Below are 20,134 nucleotides of genomic sequence, written 5' to 3' on the forward strand. Positions count from 1 at the left end.
CGAATTTCCGTTATGCCTTTCGCAATGCAGGGCAGCGTCATTAAGGCGAGTTTTAGTTAAATGCAGATTAAGTGCGGATGGAACCCGGGCCCGTGCGAGTACCAGCCGCGCGACGCCCACAAGCGCTTGGGCTTGCAGGACAATCTTGACCGGACCGAGGCTCCGCGCGGGAACCCAATTGCGGCGAGAATTAGGTGTTTTGGACCGCGCGCATGAAATCGAAGTCGCAGCCGTCATCGGCCTGCAGGATCGTGCTGTGAAACAGCCGCGCATAGCCGCGCTCGGCCCAATCCGGGGCGGTTGGCAGCGCCAGCGCGGCGCGGCGGCGATCGAGTTCAGCTTCCGCGACCAGGAGCTCGATGCGGCGCGCGGCGACATCGAGCCGGATGCTGTCGCCATTTTCGACCAGCGCCAGCGGACCGCCGACGGCGCTTTCCGGCGTGATGTGCAGCACGATGGTGCCGAACGCGGTGCCGCTCATCCGCGCGTCGGAGATCCGCACCATATCCTTGACGCCGGCGCGCGCCAGCTTCAGAGGGATCGGCAGATAGCCGGCCTCCGGCATCCCCGGGGCGCCCTTCGGCCCGGCATTGCGCAGCACCAGCACGTCGGAGGCTTCAACATCGAGCGCAGGATCGTCGATCCGCAACGTCATGTCCTCGACCGAGTCAAATACGACGGCGCGGCCGGTGTGTTGCAGCAGGTTCGGCGAGGCCGCCGAATGCTTGATCACTGCGCCGCGCGGCGCCAGATTACCGGTCAGCACTGCCATCGCGCCCTCGCCCCGGATCGGATTGTCGCGCGGGCGAATGACGTCCTGGCCCGGCACCTCCTCGGCCTTGGCCACCACCTCGCGCAATGTCACGCCGGTGATCGTCCGGGCATCGAGGTCGATCAAGTCGCCGAGCTGCGCCATCAGCTTCGGCACGCCGCCGGCGTGATGGAAATGCTCCATGTAGTGATCGCCGGACGGCTTCAGATCGACCAGCACCGGCACCTCGCGCGACAATTGATCGAACGCGGCCAGATCGATGTGATGAATTGTGCGGCCCGCGATCGCGGTGAGATGGATCAAGCCGTTGGTCGAGCCGCCGATCGCCTGCAGCACCATTTGGGCATTGCGGAACGATGCCGGCGTCAGCAGGTCGCTCGGCTTCGGCCCCTTCGCCTTGGCCATTGCGGCCGCGACCTGGCCGCTGTGTTCGGCCGAGCGGAAACGCTCGGCATGCGGCGCCGGAATGGTGGCGCTCATCGGCAGCGACAGGCCCAGCGCCTCGGTGATGCAGGCCATCGTCGACGCGGTGCCCATCACCATGCAGGTGCCGACCGACGGCGCCAGCCGGCCGTTGACCGCCTCGATCTCGACCTCGTCGATCTCGCCGGCGCGGAATTTGCCCCATAGCCTTCGGCAATCGGTGCAGGCCCCCAGCACTTCGCCCTTGTGATGGCCGACCACCATCGGCCCGACCGGGATCACCACGCTCGGCAGATCGGCCGACACCGCCGCCATGATCTGCGCCGGCAGCGTCTTGTCGCAGCCGCCGATCACCACCACCGCATCCATCGGCTGGGCGCGGATCATTTCCTCGGTCTCCATCGCCATCAGATTGCGCAGATACATCGAGGTCGGATGCGCGAAGCTCTCGGCGATCGAAATGGTCGGAAACACCATCGGCAGCGCGCCATTCAGCATCACGCCGCGCTTCACCGCCTCGATGATCTGCGGCACGTTGCCGTGGCAGGGATTGTAGTCGCTGTGGGTGTTGGTGATGCCGACGATCGGCCGATTCAGCGCGTCGTCGGAATAGCCCATCGCCTTGATGAAGGCTTTGCGAAGGAACAGCGAGAAACCGGCATCGCCATAGCTGGTCAGTCCCTTGCGCAATCCATCGGCCATCTTGTTTCCTCACCCCAACCGCCATTGCCTGGCTCGTGCCAGAAGCGCGTTCACGCGTCTTCGACGCACTATGGCTGCGCCTGAGCCCGAAATCCACAGCCGCGAGAGGGGTATTGAGTTCAGACCCGCGCCGCAAGCGCGGCACGACGACGGCGAGCTCGTTCAGCCGAATGAGGACGAAGACGCGATCGGCCTCTCGCCGATCAGGCCAACTGCCGCAGCGATTGCCGCGACGCGACGCCGTCCCTGACACAGTTGCGTCCGGACTGTTTGGCCAGATACAGGGCGCTGTCGGCCGCCTCGACCAATTCGTGCGGGTCAAGATTGGTCCCGGCTGCGGCGATGCCGACACCGACGCTCACGGTCAGCGGCGCACTGAGCTGCGACAACGCCGCGCGGTCGATCGTTTCAACGGCCTGTCGGACCTGCTCGGCAACCGCCAGCGCGGCGGTTCTCGTCGTGGCGGGCAGGATGACCGCGAATTCCTCACCGCCATAGCGCGCCGTGAAATCATCGGACCGTCCCGCCGTTCGAATCGCTCCCGCCACGAGCTTGAGGCACTCATCGCCGGCCAGATGCCCGTATGTGTCGTTGAATTTCTTGAAATGATCGACGTCGATCAGCAGCAAAGCCAGCGGCGCCGCGGAAGCCGGCTGGCTCTGCAAAAGAAGCTTCAGTCTGTGGTCGAAATCCCGCCGGTTGCCGACGCCGGTCAAGCCGTCGGTGAGCGCGATGGTCGACAGCCGCGCGTTCACCAGCGCAAGATCCGAATTGTAACGCGTCACCTGCCCCAGCAATGCGACCCGTTGATGATTGGCCTTCAACATTTTTGTCCGCAGGGCCACCAGCTCGAATACGAAGCCGATCTGATACCATAAATAGAGCAGCGTCAGCGGCATGGCGATCGCGATCCCGAAAGCCGTGGCGGAGATCCCGACGATTCCCAGCACGATGCTGATATGCATGATGACAACGGCCGGTATTGCATAGGCGCGCGCGCTGGCGCCCTGAATCGGCGCAGTGATCAAGGCAAAGACCGCAAATAGCGCCGGCCCCTCGGTGGTGTAGATCAGAATCGACAGGCTACTGCCCCAGCCAAGCGCCGCGATCAGGCTGGATTTCGCGCAGAGGCGAATCCAGCGGGAGACCAGCGCGTCCGATCCGCGCTCGCGAAACCGTCGCGCGAAACTGACGCGAAGACCGAGGGTCGCCAAAACGATGGCGGCGGCCGGAACGGACGCCCACGAGTTTTGCGCATACCAATTATACCAGACGATGAGCACGATCGCGCTGGTCGTCAGGGCGTGGGCGAACGGACTGAACAGCCCATCCAGCATCTCCCACGCCTGCTCGGTGGTGGCGTAGTCCGAGCCGACCAGTCCCGCCGGCGACGACAGCACGCGGCGCATCGCGACAAATTCGGCGCGCCCATTCTCCATCAACCGACTGACGGCTGACCACCCCATGCCCGACCTCAATCGCCCAAAGCCCGAGCCGGGATCATGCTGCGCGATGTCTAATGGAGTGGTAAGATTCCGGCACAGCTGCCGATAGTCTTAACGACGCGTTACCGGCGCGCGATGATCCACCGATGGGTGAACCGCTCGGCGCCAATGGAAAGACGGCGCGATCCGCGGTTTTGCGAGCTAGGCAACCAGCGAAGCGACGCAGAGCGCCACGAAAATCGCGATCGCCGCAAAGCCGATACTGAGGAATTGCCGCGCGGCGGCGTTCGACATCGGTGCGTTCATCACTGGCCTCGGACGGGCTTGGCATGGGTGGCCGGTTGCACAAACTCAGCCTCGGCGTCGAACGCACGCCGGATCAATCGCGCTTCTAGCCGCGCAGCCACGGGCCGGCTAGCTCGGGTGATTACGCGGCTACCAAACGCAAACGCCGGAGCGGATTTGCATCCGCCCCGGCGCAGCAATCATCGCAGAGTTAAGCGGCGTTGAAGCCGGCGATGGCCTTGACCTCGAGATATTCCTCGAAGCCGAACTGACCCCATTCGCGGCCGTTGCCGGACTGCTTGTAGCCGCCGAACGGCGCGGTGCGTTCGTTGGGGGCTCCCTGCAGATTGACGTTGCCGGCGCGGATCTGGCGGCCGACCTTGCGGGCACGCTCGACGGTGCCGGCCGAGACGTATCCGGCCAGACCATAGGGCGTGTCGTTGGCGATCTTCACCGCCTCGGCCTCGTCCTTGGCGCCCATGATGACCAATACCGGCCCGAAGATTTCCTCGCGCGCGATGGTCATGTTGTCGGTGACGTCGGCGAAGATCGTCGGGCGGACATAGAAGCCCTTGTTGACGCCTTCCGGCAGGCCGGGACCGCCGGCGACCAGCGTCGCGCCTTCCTCGATGCCCTTCTGGATCAGGCCCTGGATCTTGTCCCACTGGCCGCGATTGACCACCGGGCCGATCGTGGTGCCCTCGGCGCGCGGATCGCCCGCCTTGGTCTTGTCGGCGACGCCCTTGGCGATGGCGGCGACTTCCTTCATCTTCGACAGCGGCACGATCATCCGGCTCGGCGCGTTGCAGGACTGTCCGGAATTGTTGAACATGTGCATGACGCCGCCGGCGACGGCCTTTTGCAGGTCGGCGTCCTCGAGGATGACGTTCGGCGACTTGCCGCCGAGTTCCTGGCTGACGCGCTTGACGGTCGGCGCCGCGCGCTTGGCGACGTCGATGCCGGCGCGGGTCGAGCCGGTGAAGGAGATCATGTCGATGTCGGGATGCTCGCTCATCGCGGCGCCGACTTCCGGGCCCATGCCGTTGACCAGGTTGAACACGCCCTTCGGCACGCCGGCCTCATGCAGGATTTCGGCGAAGATCAGCGCCGAGGTCGGGGTGAACTCCGACGGCTTCAGGATCATGCAGCAGCCGGCGGCGATCGCGGGCGCGACCTTGCAGGCGATCTGGTTCAGCGGCCAGTTCCAGGGCGTGATCATGCCGACCACGCCGACCGGCTCGCGCACCACCATCGCAGAGCCCAACGGCTCCTCGAACTGATACTTCTTCAACACCTCGAGAGTCGACATGATGTGGCCGAGACCTGCGCCGGCCTGCATCTTCTCCGCCATCGGCAATGGTGCGCCCATCTCGTCCGACACCGCGGCGCCGATGTCCTTCATCCGGGTCTTGTAGACCGCGATGATCTTCTCCATCAGCGCGACGCGTTCCTCGCGGCTGGTCTGCGAAAACGTCTCGAAGGCGCGGCGCGCGGCGGCGACCGCCTTGTCGACATCGGCCTTGGATCCCAACGCAACCTCATACATCGCCTCTTCGGTCGCCGGATTGACGACCGGCGTCGACTTCTTGACGACGGGATCGACCCATTCGCCATCGATGTAGAATTGCATGCGGTTGACCATCGTGAACCTCTTTGATTGCGGGTGGTTTGATCTATTGAGATGGGAGACGTCGGCGAATGCAGCGTCCGGCGAGCATCCTCGCACGAAAGCCGCAACCACGAAAGGCCGGGAACCACGCCATATGCGGGGCCGCCACACTTACATTTTCACATATAAAATCACCGCCGCGCCGGGGCAAGGCTGCCAAGCACAATTGCCCGTGTTGGTGCGCACCATCATATCGCCAGATGTGCAGCCAAGTGGCCTCGGCGGAACGCGCGCCGGCTCCATATCGCAACGCAACACGCGCGACATGACACCACGCGTTGGCCAACTCCGACATTACTGCGACGCGGCGCAGCCGCCGCGAAGTCAACCGAAACGCGCCCCGGCCATGACCCGCTCGATCGCTTCCGGACCGCCGCTGGTCACCGCGCGATAATGCGCAATCGGCTGCGGCCGTCCGATCAGATAGCCCTGCACCTCGTTGCAACCTGCCCGAGCGAGAAAATCGAGCTGGCCGGGCGTCTCGACGCCTTCGGCGATGACCGGCAGATCGAGCGTATGGCCAAGGCCAAGCACCGCCTTCACAATGGCGGCGGAATCCGCATTGGTCTCGAGCTCCGAAATGAAGGCCTGGTCGATCTTGATCTTGTCGAACGGAAACGATTGCAGATAGGACAATGACGAATAGCCCGCGCCGAAATCGTCCATCGCAACCCGCACGCCGAGATTTTGGATCCTGCGCAGGATCGCGACCGCCCCGGCGAAATCGTCGATCAGCACGCCTTCGGTGATCTCGACCTCAAGCCGCGCCGGCGCGAGCCCGGTTTCGAACAACACGGCGAGAATCAGCGCCGGCACGTCGGTGCGCCGGAAATCGAGCGGCGAGAAGTTGATGGCGACGCCCAGCGGCTTCGACCATGACGCCGCCTCCGCGCAGACGCTGCGCAACACCCATTCGTCGATCGCACCGATCAGCCCGGTTTCTTCCGCCAGCGGAATGAAGATCGCCGGCGACACCATCCCGCGCACCGGATGATGCCAGCGCAGCAAGGCCTCGAATCCGACGATCTCGCCCTGCGCCGTCGCCTGCGGCTGGTAGTAGATCTCGAATTCGTCATTCTTGAGCGCGACCGCGAGTTCGCGTTGCAGCGCCCGCCTCTCCCGGATCTGCAGATCCATCGATGCCTCGAACAGACAAACGGTGCCACGCTTGTCCAGCTTTGCGCGGTACAAAGCGGTGTCCGCATGGGCGATCAGCGTCTCGATATCGTTGCCATCGCGCGGAAACAGACTGACGCCGCCCGTACAGCCAACGCGGATCACCTGGCCGTCGACATCGAATTCGGAATCGCAGATCGCCGCCAGCTGCTCGCAAATCTGTTGCGCTGAATCCGTCCCCTGCTGCGGCGTGGTAACAATCGAAAATTCGTCGCCGCCCGGCCGTGCCAGAAAGCCCCAGTGGCAAATCTCCGCGAGCCGCTTGGCCATGGCCGCCAGCACCGCATCGCCCGCGGACTGACCGAAGACGTCATTGATTTCCTTGAATTTGTCGATCCCCAGACGGATCACCGCAAAACTCGCGTTTTGCTCGGCGGCTAGGCTCAGGCTCTCCGCGATCCTTTGATTGAGGGCTGCGCGGTTGGGCAGTCCGGTCGCGAGGTCGTGCAGGGCCAGATAGGCAAATCGCGCTTCGGCCTGCCTGTGATCGGTCACATCCTCGTGCTTGCTGAGCCAACCGCCATTGGCCATCGGCCGATGGTCAACCTTGATATGCCGCCCATCCTGCAATTCGAAACTGAGACTTGCCGGACTTCCGCTTGCGATGGCGCTTTGCAATTCGGCGAATTGTCGACGATCACTGATGATATTGCCAGACAAATGAGCGATCGCCAACGCTTCCATGAAGGTGCAGCCGGCGATAGCTTGCCCCGGCGGGATCATGTAAATTTCGAGCAGTCTTTCATTCCACAATTGCAGCCGCCCGTCGGATCCGAACATCGCAAAGCCATGCAAGTCGGCTTGGATAGCCGCCTCGAGCTGCATATAGCGCTCGTTCGCGCTTCGCCTGCTGCGCTTGTCGGCCGCGATGCCAAGCCATGTGACCGCGGCCGCCACCAGGGTGATCGCGGCGATCGTCAGCGCCTGTACGGGATGCGATACGTTGTGCTGCGTGGCGTCAGTGGGTGTGGCAGCAAGGATCGCGACGACATAGGTCGCCCAGCATCCCACGCCTGCCGCCGCGGCCGCAGCGCCTAACCAGACGGTTCGCGCGAGCCCATCTTTCGCCCGCGCCATCTGCAGCAGTCTAAATGCCGCCAAGCCGACCAGAACAAGGACCGTCCCTGCAAGCACCAACAGCCAAAGGTCAGTGCTCCCCGGACCGTCCAAAAAACCAGTCATGACAATTCCGTAATTGCTATCGACTGGCGTTCCTACCAGTCAAATTTTGATCAATGCTTAAAGCACTGGTGCGCACGATGGCGTCTCATTTGGTGGACCGAGAGATGTTCTATCGGATACGGGCCTGATTGCGGGCGGGCGCGTCCAGATGATCGTCGACCGCTGCTGCAGCGACACAAACCGTTAACTATCTTGGTCGCTCACACCGCCATCTTGCGGTGCAGAACCGGGGCGCCGCGGACCAGGCCTTCGGCGGCGTCAATGATCGCGTTGGCGTCGAGCCCATAGTGCCGGTAGAGGTCGCCGATGCTGCCGGTCTGGCCGAAATGCTCGACGCCGAGCGCTTCCATGCGATGGCCGCAGACCGCGCCGATCCAGCCCAGCGTCGCCGGGTGGCCGTCGAGCACGGTGACGATGCCGCAATCGCGCGGCAACGGCGCCAGCAATTGTTCGATGTGGCTGGGCTGGTGCGCGCCGCGCCGCTCGCGGCGCAATCGCCGCGCCGCGGTCCAGCCGGCATGCAGCCGGTCGGCCGAGGTGATCGCCAGCAGCCCGACATCGCGGCGGCTGTCGCCGAGCAGCCCGACGGCCTCGATCGCCTCGGGCGCCAGCGCCCCCGTATAGGCGATCACCAGCTCGCAATTCGGCCCCGGCGGCCGCAACCAATAGCCGCCGTCGGTGATCGCCTGTTGCAGCTGCGGCGTCATCACCCGTTGCGGCTGTGCGATGCTGCGGGTCGACAGCCGCAGATAGACCGAGCCCCCGGCCCGCATGCCGCTGCGCGCATCACCGCCCTCGGACGCCTCGCGCTGCATATGGGCAAAGCCCCAGCGCATGATCACCGCGAGTTCGTCGACAAACCCAGGCTCGAACGCGGCCAGACCATCCTGGGCGATGCCGATCAGCGGCGTGGCGATCGACTGGTGCGCGCCGCCCTCCGGCGCCAGCGTGATGCCGGACGGTGTCGCCACCACCATGAAGCGGGCGTCCTGGTAGCAGGCGTAGTTCAACGCATCGAGGCCGCGCTGGATGAAGGGGTCGTACAGCGTGGCGATCGGCAGCAGCCGCTCGCCATTGATGGCATGCGACAGCCCCAGCGCCGACATCAGGATGAACAGGTTCATCTCGGCGATGCCGAGTTCGAGATGTTGGCCCTTGGGGGAAAAATCCCAATTGAAGGTGGTGGGGATCTTCTCGCTGCGGAACAGATCGGCCTTCTCGGCGCGCGCGAACAACCCGCGGCGATTTACCCAGGCGCCGAGATTGGTCGACACCGTGACGTCCGGCGACGCGGTGACGATCCGCGCCGCGAGATCGCTGTCGCCGCGCGCCAGTTCATTGAGGATCAGCCCAAAACCCTGCTGGGTCGACATCTCCGCCGCCGGCTTGAACGAAAGTTGCGACGGCACCTCGATCACGGGCGCGGTCAGCTTGCGGTCGCCGCCGCGATTGATCGGGGCTGCGTCGAGAAAGGCTTGCAGCGTGGCCTCATCCTGCTCGAGCCCTTCGAAACGGTCCCATTCATGGCCGGGCCGGATGTTCTGGGCGGCGCGCAAAGTTTCCATCTGGGTCGGGGTCATCAGCCCGGCGTGATTGTCCTTGTGGCCCTGGAACGGCAGGCCGACGCCCTTGATCGTATAGGCGATGAAGCACACCGGGCGGTCGTGATCGATCGCCTCGAACGCCTCGACCATGCTGGCCATGTCGTGGCCGCCGAGATTGGACATCAGCGCCAGCAATTCGTCGTCGCTGCGCGCGTCGATCAACCGCGAGACCTCGCCCTGATCGCCGATCTCGTCATTGAGCCGCTTGCGGAACGCCGCACCGCCCTGAAAACACAGCGCCGCATACATCTGGTTCGGGCAAGTATCGATCCAGTTGCGCAGCGCGGCGCCGCCGGGCTCGGCGAAGGCCGCCTGCATCAGCCGGCCGTATTTGACGATGACCACGTCCCAGCCGAAATTGCGGAACATGGATTCGAATTTTTCCCACAGCCCTTCGCGGACCACGGCGTCGAGGCTCTGGCGATTGTAGTCGACCACCCACCAAGTGTTACGCAGCCCGTGCTTCCAGCCTTCCAGCAGCGCCTCGAAGATGTTGCCCTCGTCCATTTCGGCGTCGCCGACCAGCGCGATCATCCGGCCCTCCGGGCGATCCTTCATCCAGCCATGGGCGGTGACGTAGTCCTGCACCAGCGAAGAAAACAGCGTCTGCGCCACGCCGAGCCCGACCGAGCCGGTGGAGAAATCGACGTCGTCGACATCCTTGGTGCGCGACGGATAGGATTGCGCGCCCTTGAAGCCGCGGAAATTCTCCAGCCTGGCCCGGCTCTGGCGCCCGAATAGATATTGGATGGCGTGGAACACCGCGCTGGCATGCGGCTTCACCGCGACGCGATCCTGCGGCCGCAGCACCGAAAAATACAGCGCCGACATGATGGTGACCAGCGACGCCGACGACGCCTGATGGCCGCCGACCTTGAGCCCGTCGGCATTGGGCCGAATGTGGTTGGCATGGTGGATGGTCCAGGACGACAGCCACAGCACTTTGCGCGACAGCGCGCTCAACAATTCAAGACGATTCGGCGCTTTGGGCATGGCAATCACCTGCTCGGAGATTGCCCATCCTAATCCGCAACCGAGCGCGACACTTCTCAATTCTTGGCGACATTCCGGACAAAATTGGGATAATTTCTCCTTCCGGGGTTCTTGAAAGTGAGTTCATTCCAATGACGACGCTCGACGCGATCGACCGCAAGATTCTGGCGGCGCTCCAGGCCGACGGCCGCACCACCATGCAGGAACTGGCCGACAAGGTCGGGCTGTCGGTGTCGCCGTGCCATCGTCGTGTCAAGCTGCTGGAAAAGAGCGGCGTCATCAGCCGCTATATGGCACAGGTCGATCAGACAGCGGTCGGCCTGCCGGTCAGCGTCTTCATCTCGATCAAGCTGGCACGGCAGAAGGAGGAAGACCTCACCCGCTTCGCCCGCGCCATTTCGAAATGGGACGAGGTGCTGGAATGCTATCTGATGACCGGCAACCGCGACTATCTGCTGCGCGTGGTCGCCGCCGACCTTGCAGCCTATGAGGCGTTCCTGAAAAACAAGCTGACCCGGCTCGACGGCATCGCCTCGATCGAATCCAGCTTCGCGCTGAGCCAGGTGAAATATTCGATCGCGCTGCCGGTATAGTGGCTGGTGCGGCGTGGCAAACTCACCCCTCATCGAAGCCAAACTACCATTTTGCGGTGCAGCCCGGGATGGCTGGCAACCCGGCCTACGGCAGTGTCGATGATGGCGTTGGCGTCGTGGCCGTGGTACCAGTACAGTTCTCAAAACCCGCGGGTATGGCCATAAATGGTCAGTGCAGGGAAACATGCTACTCACTAGGGCTGTATTTAACACCGATCAAGTGAACCGTCAGCGTATGTTATGCCCCGCATCTGAATTGATGCGGGCAGATGAGAGACATTATAAAGATTGCCTGCGTCACGGCGGCGCGCTCGGCTTGCCTGCAAATATGCAACACGACATGGATAGGCTGATTGGATGGAGCCGTCCACTCGGCCTCTATATCGATAGTGAGATGGTTCGCGTGCTTGGCTTGATCGAAGAGCCACAAACCGAGCAGGAAAAGGAAGTTCTGGCGGCGCGCGCCCAAGCCCATTGGGGACGTCACCACCGCGAGGGTACAGAGGAATATCGTGAAGAACTCATTGCTCGGGTCGCCCCCGCCGACATCAGCGACGCCCACTTTCTTCGGATAGAAGCGGCTGTCGTCAAGCGAAAAGGAATCGCATCAGACCTCTATCCCGATTTATTCGATCCTAGAACGGGCTCCGTCGACAAGGATGGCCTGGTGGACTACCGAGAACTCTTGGAACGCCTAGATCCAGTGCAGCCAGGCGTATTTCACGATCGCAGCCGTCAACTTCTGTTGTTCGCTCATCGCTTCTTCCGTCGCAGCCTTTCCCACTCAAATAAACTCAACAGCAACTTCCTAGAAACCTTTGACTCAACTGCCCGAGGGAACGGGAGTCTACGTGTTCGCCTTAGATTGGACCCTGATCTGGTCGGCCATCCGGCCAGTGCTCGCAGTTTGATCGAACTGGAACATTGGCGTGGCCCGCTCTATAATGATGACATCGCAAATATTCCGAAAGGCGTTTCAGAGCACAAGGCGGATGAGCGGACGAGGCTGTACGAGGGGGTGGATAGAACTCAGATCTGGTGGAAAGCGCCAGAGTCTCGCATGGTGAATGGCCTAGGCGTCGACTATCGCACCTTCGAAATTGAGGAGCTTGTTGAAAATTTTTCAACCGGCCTCGGTGAGCAAAGATTCGGGTGCCGATATGCGCACGCAGAATTCTCTGTTGTTGAGGCGACGATTACACATTTCGACGGCGCCATTCGTGCATATGAACCAGAACAGTACCTTGAACGAATAGATACCTCCATTGAGAGGGCGGGTAAGCGCGCCGACTACACAAAGGTCTTTCGCTTTGACGGACCTTTGCCGACCCCAAGTTGGAAGCGACTTCTCAGCGACTTCTTTCGAGGCAACAATCTTATCCCAGAATACCTCGGCGCGCCTAATGAAGTCCCTGAGGGCCCTGATGTTGATGCATCGCCCCTTCCTTCGGAGCAGGCCAATGAGATCAACTTGGCGGCGTTGATCTCGCTTGCGTCCGGCTCATTGGATGGACCGTCGAAATTTTGCGCAGAACTCTACCAAGAAATCGCCGACGAAGTTTTCCCGTACATAGAAATCGGTGTCGGTGAAGTGGCTAGTTATCTCCGCACACGCTTTGACCTGAAGGACATAACATCCGTCGGGTTTGGGGATGGAACACTGAATTTGTCACGTCTTTACATCGGCGCTTCGGATGATCTGAAATCCGAGTTCAAGAAAGAAGTTTCAGGCCTCGCAGAAATGATTCAACGGGATAACGAGGCGGGTATCACGAACCGAGCTGCAATACCGCTAGCATGGGGCAACGATGGGCTTTTGGTAACGCTGACCATCGCAGGTGAAGCAAGCAAGGTTGCCTCGGTGCTCCGAGAGCTTCCTTCGAAAATCGATCCCGAACAGCCGCCATCTGAGTGGATCGAACTGCTCTCAAGCCTCGTTAAAGCGACTGAACCGCGTCAACATTCGCCCGTTTTCTGGGATGGCATTGATCGAGGTGTTCTAAGCATTAGCCGGACGGGCAACGTGGAGCTGCAACTTGAGATGCCTGACGCGCTAATGCAAAAGATACTATCGAACGGCAAACCGAAGATCAGCAACACCGATCATATTAGCTAGCGAATTATGGGCGACGCCCTCGACGCGATCGACCGCAAGATTCTCGCAGCATTGCAGGCCGACGGCCGCACCACCATGCAGGAACTGGCCGAAAAGGTCGGGCTGTCGGTGTCGCCGTGCCATCGCCGGGTCAAGCTGCTGGAAAAGAGCGGCGTGATTAACCGCTACATGGCGCAGGTCGATCAGACGGCAGTCGGCCTGCCGGTCAGCGTGTTCATCTCGATCAAGCTGGCGCGGCAGAAGGAGGAAGACCTCACCCGCTTCGCCCGCGCGATTTCGAAGTGGGACGAGGTGCTGGAATGCTATCTGATGACCGGCAACCGCGATTATCTGCTGCGCGTGGTCGCCGCCGATCTGGCCGCCTATGAGGCGTTCCTGAAAAACAAGCTGACCCGGCTCGACGGCATCGCCTCGATCGAATCCAGCTTCGCGCTGAGCCAGGTGAAATATTCGATCGCCCTGCCGGTGTAAGAGGGGAAACGCAATGCCCGCTGGATTGATTCAGACCTATCGCGCCTTCGCCTTCAACAATGCATGGGCCAATCACCGACTTCTCACCAGTTGCGCAAAGCTGCGCCAGCAGGAATTTGAGGCCGAGCGGATCGGGTTCTTCCCAAGCCTGCAGCGCACGCTCAACCACATCTATGTAATCGATCTGTTTTATGTCGACGCTCTCGAGGGCGGGACGCTCGGCCCAAGAGCCTGGGCGAACGAGGTCCCGCACCGCTCCGTGTCAAAGCTGCGCTCCGCCCAAGCGGCCGTCGACAAACGGCTGATCGCGATCTGCGATGCGCTGACGCCGGATTCGCTCGACGCCACCGTCGAGGTCAATCGCGATACGCACGTCAAGGCCGAACGATGCGACCGCCTGCTGATGCATCTGTTTCAGCACCAGATCCATCCATCATCGCGGTCAGGCCCATGCGATGCTCTGCGGAACGAATATTGAACCGCCTCAACTCGACGAATTCTTTGCCGCTGCGGAGGCCCCACTCCGGGCGAAGGAATTCGCTGATCTCGGCTGGACTGAAGACCAAATATGGGTCTCGGACGGCCCCCGCTGAGCAGCGCCGGCCGCGCGGCGGCCATCCGAACTCACGCGCTGGGATAGGGCTCGGTGGCGAGTTGCTGCAGCCGGCGCATCCGCTCGCGATGCGCGGTGTAGATGCCGCTGGCGATGATCAGCGAGGCGCCGACAAAGGTCCAGACAACCGGAATCTCGGCGAACACCAGGAAGCCCAGGATCGAAGCCCAGAGCAATTGGGTATAGGAAAACGGCGCCAGCACCGAGGCATCGCCATAGCGGAATGCCAGAACCACCAGCCATTGTCCGGTGGTCGAGGCGACGCCCACGGCGATGCCGATCATGATGTCGTGCCAGGTCGGTGCGATCCAGACCAGAGGCGCCAGCGCGCTCAGCAGCAGGAAGCCGACCAGCGCGGAAATCGCCATGGTGGTGATGGCGCGATCGGCGCCGCTGATCAGCCTTGTCATGATCAACGTGCAGGCCCAGGCCAGTGCCGACATGATCGGAAAGATCGCCGCCGAGTTGAACGAGGCAGTGCCCGGCCGCACCACGATCAACACGCCGATCAACCCGGTCAGTGTTGCCGCCCAGCGCCTGACGCCGACCTTCTCGCTAAGGAACACGATCGACAGCGCGGTGACGAACAGCGGCGCCACGAAGGACGTCGCCGAGGCCGCTGCGATCGGCAGATAGCGCAACCCCGAAATGAACAGGATCGACGACAACACCAGCGCCAGCCCGCGCAGCGCCTGCAGCCCGGGCCGGGTCGAGCGCAGCACCCTCGACGGCTGCGGCGACATCACGACCACCGGTATCATGATCAGCACGAATACCAGAAAGCGGATCCAGGCGATTTCGAGCGCCGGCAGCGTCAGCGACAGATATTTCGCCAGCGTATCCGAACAGGCCAGGAACACGGTCGAACCTACGATCAGCGCGATGCCGCGCAGCGGGTGATCGGCATGGCGATGGGTCGGGCCGCGACCGGCGTCGGGCAGAGTTGGCGAAGTGGTGGTCAACGGTGTCTGCCGAAGCTGGGAATGAATGACATCGGCTCCCGAGAATCGGGAAAGCCAGCTCAAATACCCGCGGACCAAACGATGTTCACGACAGGGTCGCAAGTGCTGAATTCAGGATTGCGATATGCAGCATTGGCTGCGACCGCGTGACGCGCCAGACCGATGTTGCATCACAGCATCGGCAGGCTGTCCGGCTCCGGCCCCAGGGGAAAGGCCTGCGCGAGCGTCGCGATCTCGTCCAGGCCGAGGGACAAAGCGCCCGCCGCCGCATTGTCGGCGGCATGGTCCGGAGTCCCGGCTTTGGGGATCGCGAACAAGGACGGCTGCCGGGTCAGAAATGCCAGCGCCACCTGGCGCGGTGTGGCGCCATGCGCCTCCGCGATATTCTGCAACACCCGCCCATGCGCGCTGCGCGGACCCGGAAAATCGTCATGGCCGAACGGCGAATAGGCGGTGACCGCGACGCCATGGGCCTCGCACCACGGAATCACCGCGTGCTCGATGGCGCGTTCGCGCAAATGGTACAGCACCTGATTGCAGGCGATCCGGCCTGGCCCGGCGACCTTCAGCAATTCGGCGAGATCGGCGGCGTCGAAATTGCTGACGCCCCAGGACAGGATCTTGCCGACGCTGACCAACTCTTCGAACGCCGCCACGGTCTCGGCCAGCGGATATTGCCCGCGCCAATGCAGCAGATAGCAATCCAGACGGTCAGTGTTGAGCCGTTGCAGCGAGCGCTCGCAGGCGGCAAGCGTGCCGCGCCGCGAGGCGTTGCTGGGCAGCACCTTGGAGACCAGGAACACCTCGTCGCGGCGCCCGGCAATGGCCTGCGCCACTACTGGCTCGGCATCGCCATACATCTCAGCGGTGTCGATATGGCTGAGGCCGAGATCGAGCCCGCGGCGCAATGCAGCGATCGCGCTGGCGCGGTCGCCACGGTCGATATACCAGGTACCCTGCCCGATCGCGGCGATCTCCGAGCCGCCGGTGCCGAACGGCCGTTTAGCGCTCTGTGTCGCGTCGCGCTTTGTCACGGGCCTGTCCTACGCATCGACCGCATCCGCCAGCATCGGCTTCGGCGGGGCGCCCTGGCCCGGCTTCAGGCGGAAATCATAGCTCATCAAATGCCACGGCCCCGCGGCCGGCGCACCATCCGGCATGGTCGCGTCGTGACGCAGCTCGACGCGGGAAACCAATTCATCCTTGACCCCGAACACCACGTCGGAATCGAGATATTGGTCGCCCGCGATGAAGACATGGGTGATCAGCGGCTCATAGCCCGGGGCATCGACCAGAAAGTGAACATGCGCCGGCCGCATCGGATGTCGCCTGGTCTCCAGGATCAGCTCGCCGACCGGGCCATCGATCGGGATCGGATAGCTGCAGGGCAGAATGGTGCGGAAGAACAGCCGGCCGTCGGCATCGGTGACGAAGCGCGCCCGCAGCGACGGACCGTCCTGCTCGTAATCCGGCTTTTGCGAATCGTAAAAGCCGTCATCGTCGGCATGCCAGACATCGACCGTGACGCCGGCCAGCGGCCGGCCCTCCAGGTCGGTGACGCGGCTTTGCACGAACATCCGCTCGCCTTCGACATCCGCGGAGATGTCGGCGCCGTGCGGCATCAGCCTGTGTTCGCCGACATAGAACGGCCCCAGCACCGTGGTCTGCGTGGCGCCGTCCCGGGCGCGGTGGTTGACGGCATCGACCAGCATCGAGACCCCGAGCACATCCGACAGCAGGATGAATTCCTGCCGGCTCGGCGAGCATTTCTGCCCGGTGCGGGTCAGGAAATCGATCGCCTGCTGCCATTCCGCGAATCTCAGATCGGTGCGCTTCACATAATCGTGCAGCGACCGCACCAGTTCTTCCATCAGGAATTTCAGCCGTGGATTCTGGGTCTCCTTGAAACTGTTGATCACCGCGGCGGTGAGCTCGGCGTCGTCGAATTGTGGCATAGGTCGATCCCGTGTGTGATGGCGGCGGACGCTACACCAAGCCCTTTGCATTGATAACCACCCGCGCCCGCAGGGCTGGCCGTCGGCAATGGACCTGCTAAGCTGCCTAACCTATCAGAATGATGCGAAAAATTCCGCCAACAGAAATCAAAAACGCAGGCGCGGCGTCAGTGCCGTTCCGCACCGATCAACCAGCAATGCTTTGTCACGTCATGGAGTGTCCCGAATGCCGGCCCAAGCCCTGATCCCCACTTGTGCACCCGCCGCTGCCGCCGGCATGTCCGAGACCGCATTGCGCCGGATCGATGACCACCTCAAGCGGGTCTATCTCGAATCCGGCCGCTTCGCCGGCACCCAGACCTTGATCTACCGCCGCGGCAACATCGTCCACAACACGGTGCAGGGCTTTGCCGATCTCGAGCGCAAGGCACCGATGCGCGACGACACCATCTTCCGGATCTATTCGATGACCAAGCCGATCACCTCGGTCGCCTTGATGATGCTGTTCGAGGAAGGCCGCGTCGCGCTCGACGAGCCGGTGGCGAAATATATTCCCGAATGGGCCAAGCTCGGCGTGTTTCAGGCCGGCACCTCGGCCGGCTTCCTCACCAAGCCGCCGGCGCGGCCGATGCAGATCGTCGACCTGCTCCGCCACACCTCCGGACTCACTTACGGCTTCCAGACCCGCACCAATGTTGACGCCGCCTATCGCGAGAAGAAACTCGGCGAGCTCGTAACCTCCGGCACGCTGCAATCGATGATCGACGATCTTGCCGCGATTCCGCTGGAATTCTCGCCCGGCGAGGCCTGGAACTACTCCGTCTCCACCGACGTCGTCGGCTATCTGGTCGGCAAGATCAGCGGCATGCCGTTCGAGCAATTCGTCAAGCAGCGGATCCTCGATCCGCTCGTCATGGTCGACACCGGCTTCCATGTGCCCAAGGACAAGGCGCATCGGCTGGCGGCCTGCTACGCCGCCGACGGCAAGGGCGGCATGACATTGCAGGACGATCCCGCCACCAGTTCATATCTGACACCGCCCTCCTTCGTCTCCGGCGGCGGCGGGCTGGTCTCGACCGCGGCGGATTATCTGACGTTCTGCCGCGCGCTGCTGAACGGCGGCGAACTCGGCGGCGTCCGCCTGATCGGCCCGAAGACGCTCAAATTAATGACCACCAACCATCTGCCCGGCGGCCGCGACCTCACCGCGCTGTCGCGCTCTATGTTCAGCGAGGCAACCAATGCGGGGATCGGCTTCGGTCTTGGCTTTGCGGTGACGATGGACCCGGCCCAGGCGCTATTGCCCGGCAGCGCCGGCGACTATTACTGGGGCGGCGCCGCCTCGACGGCGTTCTGGATCGATCCCGCCGAGGAGCTGATCGCGATCTTCATGACACAATTGCTGCCGTCGAGCTCCTACCCGGTGCGGCGCGAATTGCGCACCATTGTCTATGGGGCGATCACCGAGAGCAATCTGTAGCAGCCGCTCAGATCCGCCGGTCGCGGCCGGCCCAAAACGGGTCGCGCACCGCGCGGCGGAGTAATTTTCCGACCGGGCTTTTCGGCACCTCGTCGATGAAGTGCACCTGTTTCGGCACCTTGTAGCCGGCGAGCCGCTCACGCGCGAAGGCGATCAGCTCGGCCTGCTCGGCGCTGGCGCCAGCGCGCAGCGCCACGAAGGCCGCGACCTGTTCGCCCCATTTGTCGTCGGGCAGCCCGACCACCACCACCTCGCGCACCGCCGGATGCGCGTTCAGCGTATCCTCGACCTCGCGCGGATAGACATTGTAGCCGCCGCTCACGATCATGTCGGAGGTGCGGTCGACCAGATAGAGATAGCCGTCGGCATCGAAGCGGCCGACGTCGCGGGTGCGCAGCCAGCCGTTCGGCAGAAACATCTGGGCGTTGAGCTCGGGCGCGTTGTAATAGCCCTTCATCGCGAACGGCGTGCGCAGCGCGATCTCCCCAGTTTCGCCAGGCGCCACGTCATCGCCCTCCTCATTCACCAGCCGGATCTCGCAATCGATGCTCGGCCGGCCGCAGGACGCCAGCCGCTGCTCCGCATCGGGGCCGACATGGTCCTGCTGGGTCAGGTGGGTGATGAAGATTGGCGCTTCGGACTGGCCGTAATATTGCGCAAAGCGCGGTCCCCACAGCTGCAGCGCGCGCTGGATCACCGGCCGCGGCATCGGCGAGGCGCCGTAGATGATGCTCCTGACCGAGCTGAAATCGACCTCGGCGATACCGGGCTGTTCCAGCAGCATGCCGATCATGGTCGGCACCAGATTGAGCGCGGTCGGCTTCCAGCGCTCGACCGCGTCGAGATAGCTCGCCGGCGTGAAACCGGGCAGCACCGCGGCAATTCCGCCGCGCAGCCAATACGGCACGATGAAACAGCCCGAGGCATGGATCATCGAGGCGGCGTGTAGCATGATGTCGCCCTCGGCGATCTCCATGTTGATCAGCACATTGGTCGCCATCGCGGCCCAGCTCGCCTGAGTGTGCTCGACCGCCTTCAGCTTGCCGGTTGTGCCCGAGGTGAAGATGGTGATGACGATATCGTCGGGCTCCGCCACCCGCGTTGGGTGGCTGTCCGGCTGCGCTTTGGCCAGATGCAGCAGATCATCGGGATTGTTGGCGTCGCCGACGCAGACCAGCTTGAGCCCCTGCATCGCCTGCGCCAGCTCGCCGGCCCGCGCGGTGAGATCGACACCGTGGATCAGCAGATCGACGCCGGCGCCTTCCAGCATCTGCTGCTGCTCGGCCGCCGACAGCCGTGAATTCAGCGGCACCCGCGACAACCGCGATTTGACGAAGCCGAAATCGATCGGGATCGTATGGACCGAATTGTTCAGTAACATCCCGACCCGGCTGCCGGGCACCAGGCCGAATTGGTCGATGAACACATTGGCGATCCGGTTCGATAACAGGTCGATCTCGGTGAAACTGAGCTTCTCGTCGCCGAACATCACCGCCGTCTTCGGCCCGTGCCAGATCGCGCCGCGCCGGATCATTTCAATTGCCAACATGGTCGTATCCTCGCGCTTTGGTTTTTTGTTGTCGGTCGTTTCGCGCGCCGCCATAGGCGCACGGCCTCTCAACTCGTCATTCCGGGATGCGCCCCTCTTGGGGCGCAGGCCCGGAATCCATAACCCTTGCAGGGGATATGGATT

Annotated in this window: 13 protein-coding genes and 1 pseudogene; 5 read left to right on the forward strand and 9 right to left on the reverse strand. The window is 62.9% G+C overall.

The window, feature by feature from the left end; genetic code table 11:
* Positions 1-190: 190 nt before the first annotated feature.
* The 5 genes from RBJ75_RS09210 to RBJ75_RS09230 form a co-directional block, all read right to left on the reverse strand.
* Positions 191-1,897 (reverse strand): IlvD/Edd family dehydratase, encoded by a 1,707-nt coding sequence (locus RBJ75_RS09210; protein WP_044403859.1) that lies wholly within the window; start codon positions 1,895-1,897, stop codon positions 191-193.
* 203 nt (positions 1,898-2,100) lie between these two features.
* Complete coding sequence (locus RBJ75_RS09215; protein ID WP_080900790.1) at positions 2,101-3,363, reverse strand: sensor domain-containing diguanylate cyclase; 1,263 nt, start codon at positions 3,361-3,363, stop codon at positions 2,101-2,103.
* A gap of 475 nt (positions 3,364-3,838) precedes the next feature.
* The gene (locus RBJ75_RS09220; RefSeq protein WP_276156912.1) at positions 3,839-5,269 is read right to left on the reverse strand and encodes an aldehyde dehydrogenase family protein; all 1,431 of its coding nucleotides are present in this window, start codon (positions 5,267-5,269) and stop codon (positions 3,839-3,841) included.
* 351 nt (positions 5,270-5,620) lie between these two features.
* A complete protein-coding gene (locus RBJ75_RS09225) occupies positions 5,621-7,654 on the reverse strand; it encodes a putative bifunctional diguanylate cyclase/phosphodiesterase (RefSeq protein ID WP_052629046.1) in 2,034 nt (677 codons plus the stop codon).
* Positions 7,655-7,854: 200 nt separating this feature from the next.
* Positions 7,855-10,251 (reverse strand): 1-deoxy-D-xylulose-5-phosphate synthase N-terminal domain-containing protein, encoded by a 2,397-nt coding sequence (locus tag RBJ75_RS09230; RefSeq protein ID WP_044417376.1) that lies wholly within the window; start codon positions 10,249-10,251, stop codon positions 7,855-7,857.
* A 131-nt stretch (positions 10,252-10,382) separates the two neighbouring features.
* Between RBJ75_RS09230 and RBJ75_RS09235 the strand changes: the two genes are divergently transcribed.
* The 4 genes and pseudogenes from RBJ75_RS09235 (at position 10,383) to RBJ75_RS09250 (ending at position 14,024) form a co-directional block, all read left to right on the forward strand.
* Entirely contained in the window at positions 10,383-10,844 is a 462-nt protein-coding gene (locus tag RBJ75_RS09235) for an Lrp/AsnC family transcriptional regulator (RefSeq protein WP_276156911.1), read from the forward strand.
* 184 nt (positions 10,845-11,028) lie between these two features.
* The gene (locus tag RBJ75_RS09240; protein ID WP_276156910.1) at positions 11,029-12,960 is read left to right on the forward strand and encodes a hypothetical protein; all 1,932 of its coding nucleotides are present in this window, start codon (positions 11,029-11,031) and stop codon (positions 12,958-12,960) included.
* Positions 12,961-12,966: 6 nt separating this feature from the next.
* Positions 12,967-13,431 carry an Lrp/AsnC family transcriptional regulator gene (locus RBJ75_RS09245; protein WP_276156909.1) on the forward strand — a complete coding sequence of 155 codons (465 nt, stop codon included), beginning with the start codon at positions 12,967-12,969 and terminating at the stop codon, positions 13,429-13,431.
* Positions 13,432-13,444: 13 nt separating this feature from the next.
* A pseudogene (locus RBJ75_RS09250) lies at positions 13,445-14,024 on the forward strand (DinB family protein).
* 31 nt (positions 14,025-14,055) lie between these two features.
* On the opposite strand, the gene RBJ75_RS09255 reads toward RBJ75_RS09250, so the two are convergent.
* From RBJ75_RS09255 to RBJ75_RS09265, 3 genes are all read right to left on the reverse strand, one after another.
* Positions 14,056-15,006: a DMT family transporter gene (locus RBJ75_RS09255; RefSeq protein WP_044417532.1), complete on the reverse strand. Its 951-nt coding sequence runs from the start codon at positions 15,004-15,006 to the stop codon at positions 14,056-14,058.
* 170 nt (positions 15,007-15,176) lie between these two features.
* Entirely contained in the window at positions 15,177-16,040 is an 864-nt protein-coding gene (locus RBJ75_RS09260; RefSeq protein WP_044417530.1) for an aldo/keto reductase, read from the reverse strand.
* A 9-nt stretch (positions 16,041-16,049) separates the two neighbouring features.
* Positions 16,050-16,961: an intradiol ring-cleavage dioxygenase gene (locus RBJ75_RS09265; protein WP_044417528.1), complete on the reverse strand. Its 912-nt coding sequence runs from the start codon at positions 16,959-16,961 to the stop codon at positions 16,050-16,052.
* Between the two features lie 226 nt (positions 16,962-17,187).
* Between RBJ75_RS09265 and RBJ75_RS09270 the strand changes: the two genes are divergently transcribed.
* Entirely contained in the window at positions 17,188-18,441 is a 1,254-nt protein-coding gene (locus tag RBJ75_RS09270; protein WP_276156908.1) for a serine hydrolase domain-containing protein, read from the forward strand.
* 7 nt (positions 18,442-18,448) lie between these two features.
* Here RBJ75_RS09270 and RBJ75_RS09275 read toward each other — a convergent pair whose 3' ends face one another.
* A complete protein-coding gene (locus RBJ75_RS09275; RefSeq protein WP_044418893.1) occupies positions 18,449-19,990 on the reverse strand; it encodes a class I adenylate-forming enzyme family protein in 1,542 nt (513 codons plus the stop codon).
* Between the last annotated feature and the right edge of the window lie 144 nt (positions 19,991-20,134).

This window comes from Rhodopseudomonas sp. BAL398 (assembly GCF_033001325.1).
Lineage (GTDB): Bacteria > Pseudomonadota > Alphaproteobacteria > Rhizobiales > Xanthobacteraceae > JARJEH01.

What these genes read in the sequence shown, in the direction of transcription:
- RBJ75_RS09210 (WP_044403859.1), bottom strand. Translation starts at nt 1,897, where the DNA reads ATGGCCGATGGATTGCGCAAGGGACTGACCAGCTATGGCGATGCCGGT.
- RBJ75_RS09215 (WP_080900790.1), bottom strand. Translation starts at nt 3,363, where the DNA reads ATGGGGTGGTCAGCCGTCAGTCGGTTGATGGAGAATGGGCGCGCCGAA.
- RBJ75_RS09220 (WP_276156912.1), bottom strand. Translation starts at nt 5,269, where the DNA reads ATGGTCAACCGCATGCAATTCTACATCGATGGCGAATGGGTCGATCCC.
- RBJ75_RS09225 (WP_052629046.1), bottom strand. Translation starts at nt 7,654, where the DNA reads ATGACTGGTTTTTTGGACGGTCCGGGGAGCACTGACCTTTGGCTGTTG.
- RBJ75_RS09230 (WP_044417376.1), bottom strand. Translation starts at nt 10,251, where the DNA reads ATGCCCAAAGCGCCGAATCGTCTTGAATTGTTGAGCGCGCTGTCGCGC.
- RBJ75_RS09235 (WP_276156911.1), top strand. Translation starts at nt 10,383, where the DNA reads ATGACGACGCTCGACGCGATCGACCGCAAGATTCTGGCGGCGCTCCAG.
- RBJ75_RS09240 (WP_276156910.1), top strand. Translation starts at nt 11,029, where the DNA reads ATGCTACTCACTAGGGCTGTATTTAACACCGATCAAGTGAACCGTCAG.
- RBJ75_RS09245 (WP_276156909.1), top strand. Translation starts at nt 12,967, where the DNA reads ATGGGCGACGCCCTCGACGCGATCGACCGCAAGATTCTCGCAGCATTG.
- RBJ75_RS09265 (WP_044417528.1), bottom strand. Translation starts at nt 16,961, where the DNA reads ATGCCACAATTCGACGACGCCGAGCTCACCGCCGCGGTGATCAACAGT.
- RBJ75_RS09270 (WP_276156908.1), top strand. Translation starts at nt 17,188, where the DNA reads ATGCCGGCCCAAGCCCTGATCCCCACTTGTGCACCCGCCGCTGCCGCC.
- RBJ75_RS09275 (WP_044418893.1), bottom strand. Translation starts at nt 19,990, where the DNA reads ATGTTGGCAATTGAAATGATCCGGCGCGGCGCGATCTGGCACGGGCCG.